6 protein-coding genes are annotated in these 12,634 nt (G+C 69.3%); 3 read left to right on the forward strand and 3 right to left on the reverse strand.

The window, feature by feature from the left end; genetic code table 11:
• Nucleotides 1-34 precede the first annotated feature (34 nt).
• Both AERO9AM_RS14550 and AERO9AM_RS14555 read left to right on the forward strand, forming a co-directional pair.
• The gene (locus tag AERO9AM_RS14550; RefSeq protein ID WP_159576788.1) at nucleotides 35-2,071 is read left to right on the forward strand and encodes a bifunctional aldolase/short-chain dehydrogenase; all 2,037 of its coding nucleotides are present in this window, start codon (nucleotides 35-37) and stop codon (nucleotides 2,069-2,071) included.
• The gene (locus AERO9AM_RS14555) at nucleotides 2,068-3,489 is read left to right on the forward strand and encodes a rhamnulokinase (RefSeq protein ID WP_159576789.1); all 1,422 of its coding nucleotides are present in this window, start codon (nucleotides 2,068-2,070) and stop codon (nucleotides 3,487-3,489) included. Before AERO9AM_RS14550 ends, AERO9AM_RS14555 begins: the two co-directional genes overlap by 4 nt.
• Nucleotides 3,490-3,602: 113 nt before the next feature.
• Here AERO9AM_RS14555 and AERO9AM_RS14560 read toward each other — a convergent pair whose 3' ends face one another.
• On the reverse strand, nucleotides 3,603-4,358 hold the full coding sequence (locus tag AERO9AM_RS14560) for a hypothetical protein (protein WP_159576790.1): 756 nt from the start codon (nucleotides 4,356-4,358) through the stop codon (nucleotides 3,603-3,605).
• A gap of 139 nt (nucleotides 4,359-4,497) precedes the next feature.
• Between AERO9AM_RS14560 and AERO9AM_RS14565 the strand changes: the two genes are divergently transcribed.
• A complete protein-coding gene (locus AERO9AM_RS14565; RefSeq protein WP_159576791.1) occupies nucleotides 4,498-5,097 on the forward strand; it encodes a hypothetical protein in 600 nt (199 codons plus the stop codon).
• A gap of 75 nt (nucleotides 5,098-5,172) precedes the next feature.
• Here the strand turns inward: AERO9AM_RS14565 and rpoC are convergent, their stop codons facing one another.
• The gene (gene rpoC, locus AERO9AM_RS14570) at nucleotides 5,173-9,039 is read right to left on the reverse strand and encodes a DNA-directed RNA polymerase subunit beta' (RefSeq protein WP_159576792.1); all 3,867 of its coding nucleotides are present in this window, start codon (nucleotides 9,037-9,039) and stop codon (nucleotides 5,173-5,175) included.
• Between the two features lie 49 nt (nucleotides 9,040-9,088).
• Entirely contained in the window at nucleotides 9,089-12,589 is a 3,501-nt protein-coding gene (gene rpoB, locus AERO9AM_RS14575; protein WP_159576793.1) for a DNA-directed RNA polymerase subunit beta, read from the reverse strand.
• Nucleotides 12,590-12,634 lie beyond the last annotated feature (45 nt).

Below are 12,634 nucleotides of genomic sequence, written 5' to 3' on the forward strand. Positions count from 1 at the left end.
CGCCCCCAATGACCCACTCATCCAAGGAAGCGATATGACCCACCCCACCGCCGCCGCGCTGATCGCCCGCTCGAACCGTCTGGGCGCCGACCCGAGGAACACCAACTACGCGGGCGGGAACACCTCCGCGAAGGGCACCGACACGGATCCGGTCACCGGAGAGCCGGTGGAGCTGCTCTGGGTGAAGGGATCAGGGGGCGACCTGGGCACCCTCACCGAGCACGGGCTGGCGGTGCTGCGCCTGGACCGGCTGCGGGCCCTGCAGGGCGTGTACCCCGGCGTGGGCCGCGAGGACGAGATGGTGGCGGCGTTCGACTACTGCCTGCACGGCAAGGGCGGCGCGGCGCCGTCGATCGACACCGCGATGCACGGGCTGGTGGACGCCGCGCACGTCGATCATCTGCACCCCGACTCGGGGATCGCGATCGCGACCGCCGCCGATGGGGAGGCGCTGACCGCGGAGATCTTCGGCGGGCGCGTCGCCTGGGTGCCGTGGCGGCGCCCCGGCTTCCAGCTGGGCCTCGACATCGCCGCGATCAAGGCCGCGAACCCCGACGCGGTCGGCTGCATCCTCGGCGGGCACGGGATCACGGCCTGGGGCGACACGAGCGAGGAGGCTGAGGCGAACAGCCGGTGGATCATCGACACCGCCGCCGCGTACATCGCCGAACACGGCGAGGCCCAGCCGTTCGGCGGGGTGCGTGCCGGATTCGAGGCGCTGCCCGAGCCGGAGCGCCGGCAGCGTGCGGCGGTCCTGGCGCCGACGATCCGCGGGATCGCGTCGACGGACCACCCCATGGTCGGCCACTACACCGACACGGATGTGGTGCTCGACTTCCTCGCCTCCGAGAAGGCCCCCGCCCTCGCCGCCCTGGGCACCAGCTGCCCGGACCACTTCCTGCGCACCAAGGTGAAGCCGCTCATCCTCGACCTGCCCGCTACGGCCTCCGCCGAGGAGCAGATCGCCCGCCTGCACGAGCTTCATGCCGAATACCGCGCCGACTACCAGGCCTATTACGACGCCCACGCGACGGCCGGCTCCCCGGCGATCCGCGGCGCCGACCCGCTCATCGTGCTCATCCCCGGCGTGGGCATGTTCTCCTACGGGGCGAACAAGCAGACCGCACGCGTCGCCGGCGAGTTCTACGTCAACGCGATCAACGTGATGCGCGGCGCCGAGGCCCTCTCCGCGTACACCCCGATCTCGGATGCGGAGAAGTTCCGCATCGAGTACTGGGCGCTGGAGGAGGCGAAGCTGCAGCGGATGCCGAAGCCGAAGTCGCACCAGGGCCGGATCGCATTCGTCACCGGCGCCGCATCCGGCATCGGCAAGGCCATCGCGACGCGCCTCGCCGCCGAGGGCGCGTGCGTGGTCGTCGCCGACCTCGACCTCGACAAGGCCCGCGCCGCCGCTGCAGAGCTCGGGAACAGCGATGTCGCGATCGGGGTCGCGGCGAACGTCGCCGACGCGGCCGCCGTCCAGGCGGCGCTGGACGAGGCGGTCCTCGCGTTCGGCGGCGTCGACCTCGTCGTCAACAACGCCGGACTGTCGCTGTCGAAGCCGCTGCTGGAGACGACCGAGAAGGACTGGGATCTGCAGCACGACGTGATGGCGAAGGGGTCCTTCCTCGTCTCGAAGGCTGCGGCACGGATCCTCATCGATCAGAGGCTCGGCGGCGACATCATCTACATCTCGTCCAAGAACAGCGTGTTCGCCGGCCCCAACAACATCGCGTACTCGGCGACCAAGGCCGATCAGGCCCACCAGGTGCGCCTGCTCGCCGTCGAGCTCGGCGAGCACGGCATCCGCGTCAACGGCATCAACCCCGACGGCGTCGTGCGCGGATCCGGGATCTTCGCGTCCGGCTGGGGCGCGAACCGCGCCGCGACCTACGGCGTGGCCGAGGAGGACCTCGGCCAGTTCTACGCGAGCCGCACCATCCTCAAGCGCGAAGTCGTCCCGGAGAACGTCGCCGACGCCGTGTATGTGCTCACCGGCCCCGAGCTCAGCCGCACCACCGGACTGCACATCCCCGTCGACTCCGGCGTCGCCGCGGCCTTCCTGCGATGACCCCGCCGGTGCGGGCGTTCGCCGCCGTCGATCTCGGCGCCACCAGCGGACGCGTCATGATCGGGCGCGTCGGCGCCGAACGGCTCGAACTCGAGCAGATCGCGCGGTTCCCGAACGGTCCGGTCGCCCGCGCGGACGGCCTGCACTGGGACTTCGAGGCGCTCGTCGAGCACGTCATCGACGGCCTCGCCGAGGCCGTGCGCCGGGAGCCCGCCATCGAGAGCATCGGCATCGACACCTGGGCCGTCGACTACGGGCTCCTGCGCGGGGACGAGCTGCTCGCGGAGCCGTTCCACTACCGCGACGCCCGCACGGCCCGCGGAGTCGACATCGTGCACGCCCGGATCCCGTTCGCCGAGCTGTACCCGCGTAACGGACTGCAGTTCCTGCCATTCACGTCGCTGTACCAGCTCGCCGCAGACGACCGCGTGGCGGATGCGGAGACGCTTCTGCTCGTGCCGGACCTCCTCGCGCATCGTCTCACAGGAGCACGGGTCACGGAGCGAACGAACGCCTCCACCACGGGGCTGCTCGGCGTGCACGACCGCGAATGGGACCTCGCCCTGGCCGAGGCGTTCGGGATCCGTCCGCGGATCCTGCCGCCTTTGGTCGACCCCGGCGAGCACATCGGCCGCCTGCGCGCCGATCTCGCCACGCGGATCGGCGCGGCGCTGCCGGTCGTCGCGGTCGGCTCCCACGACACCGCATCGGCCGTCGTCGCCGCTCCCCTCGCCTCGCCCGACTCCGCGTACATCTCCTGCGGCACCTGGGGCCTGGTCGGCCTGGAGATCGCCGCACCCGTGCTCACCGATGCCGCTCGCACCGCGGGTTTCACGCACGAGCTCGGCGTCGACGGCCGGATCCGGTTCCTGCACAACGTCACGGGACTGTGGCTGCTCAGCGAGACCGTCCGCGAGTGGGAGGCCGAGGACGGCGCTCCGCTCGGCCTGCCCTCGTTGCTGCGCGATGCGGCGGCCGCGCCGGCGCCCGCGGTGCTGTTCGACGCCGACCACCCCTCACTGAGCGCTCCCGGCGGCATGCCGGCGCGCATCGCGGCGCTCGTGCGGGCGACGGGCGCGGAGGCTCCTGCCGACCGGCCCGGATTCGTCCGCATGATCGTCGCCTCGATCGCGCAGGCGTTCGCCGACGCCGTCCGCGCCGCTGCCGCGCTCACGGGGCGCCCCGTCGCCGCGGTCAACCTCATCGGCGGCGGCGCGCTGAACGAGCTGCTCTGCCAGGAGACCTCCGACCGCACAGGCCTGCCGGTGCTCGCGGGTCCCGTCGAGGCGACGGCGCTGGGGAACGTGCTGGTGCAGGCGCGGGCGGCGGGCGTGTTCGGCCGAGACGCGTCCCTGGAAGATCTGCGCGACCTGGTCCTCCGCACGCACGCGCCCGCACGGTACACGCCGCGAGGCTGAGCGCGGCGATCGGGCGGCGAGCCGAGCGCGCTCGGTCAGGCGGGGATCGGGCGGCGGCGCGCTCGGTCAGGCGGCGACGCGCGCGGGGTCAGGTGGTGACGTGGCGCGCTCGGTCAGGTGGCGACGCGGGCGATCCGCTCCTCGAGGCCGTGCCAGTCGGGCGCGGGCGCCGGCGCGGCGGGCGGCTCGGGCAGCAGTCTCACCGGGGCGTGGCGGAACGCGCCGGCCGCGACCGGTGCGGGCAGGAGCACCGCGGGATGCGCCGGCGGGACGGCGGCCGGCTCGACGGCAACCCGCTCGGCGGCATCGCCCTCGCCGCGCGGCGTCGCCGCGGAGGGGCGCCCGTCTGTGGGTGCGGTCCCCGCGGCGGCGTCCACCCGCGCGCTCGCCTCACCGCCGATGCCCGGCGCCTCCGCGTCGGACGGGGTCGCGACGGAGGACAGTCCCAGGGCGCGCAGCACGTCGTCCCGCTCCTCGGCGACCGTGCTGGGGATCCCCTCGCGGAGGTCCACGATCACGTCGGCGTCCGCCTGCGCCGCCAGAGAACGCCGCGTGTCCGCGAACCCGCCCTCTCCGCGGCGCCGCTCGAACTCGGCACCGCTGCGGTCGCGCACCAGGGAACGGCGATGGGTGCCGTCGAGCGCCGGAACCCCCACGACGCGGACTCCCCGGTCCTCGAGCACCGTGCGGATCCGCTCGCCGTCGGGATCATCGCCGAGGGGCACGACGACCGTCAGCGACAGACCATCGCCGATCAGCGCGTACGCCAGCTCCACGGCATCGCCGCCCACGCTCTCGCGCACTCCGCCGGGGTCGCGGATCTCCTCGATCCACGCATCGCCCAGGATCACCACCCGGTGCTCGGTCATGCCGCTCCCTCCCAGAAGTCCTCCCAGGCTACTCCGGCCCCGCCGCACGCCGGCCCGGGCCTGCGGCGGGGTGCGGCGCGACCTCGGCGGATGTTCGGCGCTACCGCGCCGCGGATGCGCGGAGGCCTATCCTTGCGCCATGAAGACTCGCAGCGTCGCGGTCGCGGCCGCCGCTCTCACCCTGGTCGCGGCGCTGACGGCGTGCACTCCGACGGCACCCCCGTCCTCGGGCGGCGGAACGGGCGGCACGTCCGCTTCTCCGACCGGCAAGAGCACACCTTCGCCGAGCAAGAGCTCGCCCTCCCCCAGCCCGACGTCGACCCCGGTCGCCCTGCCGACCGACTGCAAGGCGATCCTCTCCGCCGACGTGCTCGCGCAGCTCGGCAGCACGCCGCTGAACTCGCCCGTGTTCGGGCCGAGCGGCGTGCAGGCAGACGGCAGCCTGATCTGCATCTGGGCGGATCCGGGCGCGGACACCACGAACATCACGACGACGATCTCCCGGAAGTACCGCGGCGAGGCGCTGGACATGCTCAACGACCTCGTGAAGACCCAGGGGTTCAGCTGCTACACCCCCGACAAGGGCACGCGCTGCGAGAAGGAGTGGCCGGATCCGAAATACCCGGTCACCGACGGACGCACCCTGTTCTGGCGCGACGACGTGCTGATCGACACCCGCTACTCGAACCTCGCCCCCACCGGCTACACGTCCAGCATCGTGGCGAGCATCTTCCACTGAGAGCAGTCGGCCAACGCAGAAGGGCCCTGGATCCGAAGATCCAGGGCCCTTCTGTCAGACGATCAGTCCGTCACCTCAGTTGTAGGTGCCGGGGGTGATGTCGTCGGTCGAGAACGCGTCGAAGTCGACGTAGCCGAAGTCGCCGTCGGCGTACGCCCCGTCGGATGCGAAGATCCGGTTCGGGTAGCGCTCGCTCTTGGCCTCCTCGGTCGCCTCCACGGTGATGTCGCGGTAACGGCGCAGACCGGTTCCGGCCGGGATGAGCTTACCGATGATGACGTTCTCCTTGAGGCCGACCAGCGGGTCGCTCTTGCCCTCCATGGCGGCCTGCGTGAGGACGCGGGTCGTCTCCTGGAAGGACGCGGCCGACAGCCAGGACTCGGTCGCCAGCGACGCCTTGGTGATACCCATCAGCTCCGGGCGGCCAGACGCCGGGCGCTTGCCCGCCGCGACGGCCTCGCGGTTGATGTCCTGGTAGCGACGGCTGTCCACCATCTCACCGGGCAGCAGGGTCGTGTCGCCGTGGTCGACGACGGTGACCTTGCGCAGCATCTGGCGCACGATGACCTCGATGTGCTTGTCGTGGATCGGCACACCCTGCGAGCGGTAGACCTCCTGCACGCCGCCGACGAGGTACTTCTGCACCTCGCGGGCGCCCTGCACGCGCATGACCTCCTTGGGGTCGAGCGTGCCGACCTGCAGCGGGTCGCCGACCGAGACGTGCTGGCCGTCCTCGACGAGGAGCGTCGCACGCTTCAGCACCGGGTAGACCACTTCCTCGTCGCCGTTGTCGGGCGTGAGGATGACCTTCTTGGACTTCTCGGTCTCCTCGATCGTGATGCGGCCGTCGGCCTCGGCGATCGGGGTGGCACCCTTCGGGGTGCGCGCCTCGAAGAGCTCCTGCACACGGGGCAGACCCTGCGTGATGTCACCGGCCGAGGCGAGGTGGAAGGTACGCATCGTCAGCTGGGTACCGGGCTCACCGATCGACTGGGCCGCGATGATGCCGACGGCCTCGCCGATGTCCACCGTCTTGCCGGTGGCCAGCGAGCGACCGTAGCACTGCGCGCAGACACCCACGGCCGAGTCGCAGGTCAGCACGGAGCGGACCTTGATCGACTCCACGCCCGCCGCGACGAGCTTGTCGATGAGCACGTCGCCGACGTCCTCACCGGCGGTGGCGAGAACCTCGCCGGCCTCGTTCACGACATCGGACGCGAGCGTGCGGGCGAACACCGAGTTCTCGACGTTCGCGTCGCGCACCAGCTCGCCGGCGCTGTTCGGCGCGGCGATCGGCAGCTCCAGGCCCTTCGAGGTGCCGCAGTCGTCCTCACGGATGATGACGTCCTGCGAGACGTCGACCAGACGACGGGTCAGGTAACCCGAGTCGGCCGTGCGCAGAGCGGTGTCGGCGAGACCCTTACGGGTACCGTGCGTCGCGATGAAGTACTCCGCCACCGACAGGCCCTCGCGGTACGAGGAGATGATCGGACGCGGGATGAACTCACCCTTGGTGTTGTTCACCAGACCACGCATACCGGCGATGTTACGGATCTGCAGCCAGTTACCGCGGGCGCCCGAGGACACCATGCGGTTGATGGTGTTGTCCTCCGGGAAGTGCGCCTGCATCGAGGCCTGGACCTCGTTGGTCGCCTTCGTCCAGAGCTCGACGAGCTCCTGACGACGCTCGGCGTCGGTGGTCAGACCCTTGTCGTACTGCGCCTGGATCTTCTCGGCCTGCTTCTCGTAGCCCGCGACGATCTCCGCCTTGTCCGGCGGGGTGATGACGTCGCTGAGCGCGACGGTCACGCCTGAACGCGTGGCCCAGTAGAAGCCGGCGTCCTTGATGCGGTCCAGCGACGCGGCGGTCTCGACCTTCGGGTACTCCTCGGCGAGCTTGTTGACGATCTGCGACAGCTTGCCCTTGTCGGCGACCTCGCGCACGAACGGGTAGCCCTTCGGCAGGGTGTCGTTGAAGATCGCCTGGCCGAGCGAGGTGTCCACGAGGCCGTGGCTCTCGTAGCCCTCGGGGGCCTCGCCCTCGAGGAACGTCAGACCCGGGATGCGGATGCGGACCTTGGCCTGCAGGTCGAGGGTGCCCTCGTCCTTCGCCAGGATCGCCTCGCCCACCGAGCCGAACGCACGACCCTCGCCGAGCGCGCCCTCCTTGACCGTGGTCAGGTGGTGCAGACCGATGATCATGTCCTGCGAGGGCAGGGTGACCGGACGGCCATCGGACGGCTTGAGGATGTTGTTCGAGGCGAGCATCAGCACGCGGGCCTCGGCCTGGGCCTCGACCGACAGCGGCAGGTGCACGGCCATCTGGTCACCGTCGAAGTCGGCGTTGAACGCCGCGCAGACGAGCGGGTGCAGCTGGATAGCCTTGCCCTCGACGAGCTGCGGCTCGAAGGCCTGGATGCCCAGGCGGTGCAGGGTGGGGGCACGGTTCAGCAGCACCGGGCGCTCGCGGATGATCTCCTCGAGCACGTCCCAGACCTCGGGACGCATGCGCTCGACGGCGCGCTTGGCGGCCTTGATGTTCTGCGAGTGACCCAGGTCGATGAGGCGCTTGATCACGAACGGCTTGAACAGCTCGATCGCCATCGTCTTCGGCAGTCCGCACTGGTGCAGCTTGAGCTGCGGACCCACGATGATGACCGAACGGCCCGAGTAGTCCACGCGCTTTCCGAGCAGGTTCTGACGGAAGCGACCCTGCTTGCCCTTCAGCATGTCGCTGAGGGACTTCAGGGCGCGGTTGCCGGTGCCGGTGACGGGACGACCGCGGCGGCCGTTGTCGAACAGCGCGTCGACGGCCTCCTGCAGCATGCGCTTCTCGTTGTTGACGATGATCTCGGGGGCACCGAGGTCGATCAGACGACGAAGACGGTTGTTGCGGTTGATCACGCGGCGGTACAGGTCGTTCAGGTCGCTGGTCGCGAAGCGGCCACCGTCCAGCTGCACCATCGGGCGAAGCTCCGGCGGGATCACCGGGACGACGTCGAGCACCATGGCGGCCGGGCTCATGCCGGTCTCCAGGAACGAGTTCACGACCTTGAGGCGCTTGATCGCACGGATCTTGCGCTGGCCCTTGCCCTCGGAGATCTGCAGGTGCAGCTTCTCCGACTCGGCCTTCAGGTCGAACGCCGCGAGACGCTTCTGGATGGCCTCGGCGCCCATGTGGGCCTCGAAGTACTGGCCGAAGCGGTCCTGCAGCTCGTGGAACACGTCGTCCTCGGGACGCAGCGCGCCCACCTCGAGGGTGCGGAAGTCCTCCCACACGCGCTCGAGCTTGGCGATCGCCTCGTCGGCGCCCTTGCGGATCTGCGCCATCTCCTTCTCGGCGGCGTCCTTGACCTTCTTCTTGGCGTCGGCCTTGGCACCCTCGGCCTCGAGGGCCGCGAGCTCCTCCTCCAGCTTGGCCAGGCGCTCCGCGATCTTGGCGTCGCGGCGGTCGCCGAGCGTCTTCAGCTCGAGACGGATGTTGTTCTCCTGGGTGGCCAGGTCGCGGTGACGCGCGTCCTCGTCGACCGAGATGACCATGTACGCGGCGAAGTAGATGACCTTCTCGAGGTCCTTCGGCGCCATGTCCAGCAGGTAGCCGAGGCGCGAGGGCACGCCCTTGAAGTACCAGATGTGGGTGACGGGCGCGGCGAGCTCGATGTGGCCCATGCGCTCGCGACGGACGGAGCTCTTGGTGACCTCCACACCGCAGCGCTCGCAGACGATGCCCTTGAAGCGGACGCGCTTGTACTTGCCGCAGGCGCACTCCCAGTCACGGGAGGGGCCGAAGATCTGCTCGCCGAAGAGGCCGTCCTTCTCCGGCTTCAGCGTGCGGTAGTTGATGGTCTCGGGCTTCTTGACCTCGCCGTAGGACCACTTGCGGATGTCGTCGGCGGTCGCGAGGCCGATGCGAAGCTCATCGAACGTTGTTGCGTCGAGCACTAGTTCTCCTGTGTCGATTCTGAAATCTGTAAGTTATGTGCGCGCGAGATCAGATCTCGTCGATGGATGCGGACTCGAAGCGGCTGGAGATGTTGATTCCCAGCTCCTCGGCGGCGCGGAAGGCCTCGTCATCGGTGTCGCGGAGGTTGACCGCCGTGCCGTCGGCCGAGAGGACCTCGACGTTCAGGCAGAGCGACTGCATCTCCTTCATGAGCACCTTGAACGACTCCGGGATGCCCGGCTCCTGGATGTTCTCGCCCTTGACGATGGCCTCGTACACCTTGACGCGGCCGAGGATGTCGTCGGACTTGATCGTGAGGAGCTCCTGCAGCGCGTACGCGGCGCCGTAGGCCTCGAGCGCCCACACCTCCATCTCACCGAAGCGCTGGCCACCGAACTGGGCCTTACCGCCGAGCGGCTGCTGGGTGATCATCGAGTAGGGGCCCGTCGAACGCGCGTGGATCTTGTCGTCGACCAGGTGGTGGAGCTTCAGGATGTACATGTAGCCCACGGAGATCTGCCCCGGGAACGGCTCGCCGGAGCGGCCGTCGAACAGGGTGGTCTTGCCGGACGAGTCGATCAGGCGCACGCCGTCACGGGTCGGCAGGGTGGAGTCGAGCAGACCCTCGATCTCCTCCTGGTGGGCGCCGTCGAACACCGGGGTCGCGACCTTGGTGCCGGGGGCGACGTCGAAGGCCTCCTTGGGCAGGCGCGCGGCCCACTCCGGGTTGCCCTCGATCTTCCAGCCCTGCTTGGCGACCCATCCGAGGTGCGTCTCCAGCACCTGGCCGAAGTTCATGCGGCCGGGGATGCCGAGCGGGTTCAGGATGACGTCGACCGGGGTGCCGTCGGCGAGGAACGGCATGTCCTCGACCGGCAGGATCTTCGCGATGACACCCTTGTTGCCGTGGCGGCCGGCGAGCTTGTCGCCCTCGGTGATCTTGCGCTTCTGGGCGATGAACACCACGACGCGGCGGTTGACGCCGGAGCCGAGCTCGTCGTCGCCGTCCTCGGCGTTGAACTCCTTGACCGCGATGACCGTGCCCTGCTCGCCGTGCGGCACCTTGAGGGACGTGTCGCGGACCTCGCGGCTCTTCTCGTTGAAGATCGCGCGGAGCAGGCGCTCCTCGGCGCTCAGCTCGGTCTCACCCTTCGGCGTGACCTTGCCGACGAGGATGTCGCCGGGGCGGACCTCGGCGCCGATGCGGATGATGCCGCGCTCGTCCAGGTCCTTCAGGAGCTCCGGGCTGACGTTGGGGAGGTCACGGGTGATCTCCTCCTTGCCGAGCTTCGTGTCGCGCGCGTCGACCTCGTACTCCTCGATGTGGATCGAGGAGAGGGTGTCGTCCTTCACCAGGTCCTGGCTGAGGATGATCGCGTCCTCGAAGTTGTGCCCCTCCCACGTCATGAAGGCGACGAGGAGGTTCTTGCCGAGGGCGAGCTCGCCGTTCTCGGTGGCGGGGCCGTCGGCGATGACCTCGCCGACCTCGACGCGCTCACCGGCCGAGACGACGACCTTCTGGTTGTACGAGGTGCCGTGGTTCGAGCGGTCGAACTTGCGCAGGTAGTACTCCTGGGTGCCGCCCTCGTCGAGCATGACCACGACGCGGTCGGCGGAGACCTCGGAGACCACACCGGCCTTCTCGGCGGTGATCACGTCACCGGCGTCGATGGCGGCGTAGCCCTCCATACCGGTGCCGACGAACGGCGACTCGGAACGGAGCAGCGGCACGGCCTGGCGCTGCATGTTGGCGCCCATGAGCGCGCGCTGCGCGTCGTCGTGCTCGAGGAACGGCACGAGCGAGGTCGCGACCGACACCATCTGGCGCGGGGAGACGTCGATGTAGCCGATCTCCTCGGGCAGGAACATGTCGACCTCACCGGATCCGCCCTTGGGGCGCGCCAGGACGTGCGCCTCGGTGAAGCGGCCGTCCTTGTCGAGCGGGGCGTTCGCCTGCGCGATGTTGAAGTCGACCTCCTCCGCGGCGGTCAGGTAGTCGATGTGCTCGGTGACCCGGCCGTTCTCGACCTTGCGGTACGGCGTCTCGATGAAGCCGAACGAGTTGATCCGCGCGAACGTGGCGAGCGAGCCGATCAGGCCGATGTTCGGGCCTTCCGGGGTCTCGATCGGGCACATGCGGCCGTAGTGCGAGGGGTGCACGTCGCGCACCTCGACGCCGGCGCGGTCGCGGCTCAGACCACCGGGGCCGAGGGCCGAGAGGCGGCGCTTGTGGGTCAGACCCGCGAGCGGGTTGTTCTGATCCATGAACTGCGAGAGCTGCGAGGTGCCGAAGAACTCCTTGATCGCGGCCACGACGGGGCGCACGTTGATCAGGGTCTGCGGGGTGATCGCCTCGATGTCCTGCGTGGTCATGCGCTCGCGGACCACGCGCTCCATGCGGGAAAGACCCGTGCGGACCTGGTTCTGGATGAGCTCGCCGACGGCGCGGATGCGACGGTTGCCGAAGTTGTCGATGTCGTCGGTCGCGAGACGGATCTCGGCCTTCTTGCCCCCGCGAATGCCCTCGAAGGTCTCCACGCCGGCGTGCAGGCGCACCAGGTACTTGATGGTCTCGACGATGTCCTTGACCGTGAGGACGGACTCGTCCAGCGGCAGGTCGAGGCCCAGCTTCTGGTTGATCTTGTAGCGACCGACCTTGGCGAGGTCGTAGCGCTTCGGGTTGAAGTAGAAGTTGTCCAGCAGCGCGCGGGCGGCCTCGGCGGCGACCTGCTCGCCCGGACGGAGCTTGCGGTAGATGTCGCGGAGCGCGTCCTCCTTGGTGAGGATCGTGTCCTTCGCGAGCGTCTCCTCGATCGAGGTGAAGCCGGCGAACTCGGCGAGGATCTCCTCGCTGGTCAGGCCCAGCGCCTTGAGGAAGACCGTGACGGACTGCTTGCGCTTGCGGTCGATGCGCACGCCGACCTGGTCGCGCTTGTCGATCTCGAACTCGAGCCAGGCGCCGCGGGACGGGATGACGCGCGCGGACACGATGTCCTTGTCGCTGGTCTTGTCCGGGGTCTTGTCGAAGTACACGCCCGGGGAGCGGACGAGCTGCGACACGACGACGCGCTCGGTGCCGTTGATGATGAACGTGCCCTTGGCGGTCTGGAGCGGGAAGTCGCCCATGAAGACCGTCTGGGTCTTGATCTCACCGGTCTGGTGGTTCATGAACTCGGCCTCGACGTAGAGCGGGGCCGCGTACGTCTTGCCGCGCTCCTTGCACTCCTCGATGGAGTACTTCTCGGGCTCGAGGTACGGGTTCGTGAACGAGAGCTGCATGGTCTCGCTCAGGTCTTCGATCGGGGAGATCTCCTCGAAGATCTCCTCGAGGCCGCTGGCCTCTGCGATGTCCTTGCGGCCGGCCTTCTTGGCCTCCGCGACGCGCTGCTTCCAGGCCTCGTTGCCCACGAGCCAGTCGAAGGACTCGGTCTGCAGGGCGAGCAGGTCGGGGACCGTCAGCGTGTCGGAGATCTTGGCGAACGAGAGGCGGGAGTGGCCGCGTCCGTTCTTGGTGGTGGTGGGAGTGGATGCGTTGGGAGCAGCAGCCAAGGGAATAACCTCCGTGAGCCCCGAAGGGCGTCTCGATTCCTCGTC

The organism is Microbacterium sp. 8M (genome assembly GCF_902506375.1).
In the GTDB taxonomy this organism is placed as follows: Bacteria; Actinomycetota; Actinomycetes; order Actinomycetales; family Microbacteriaceae; genus Microbacterium.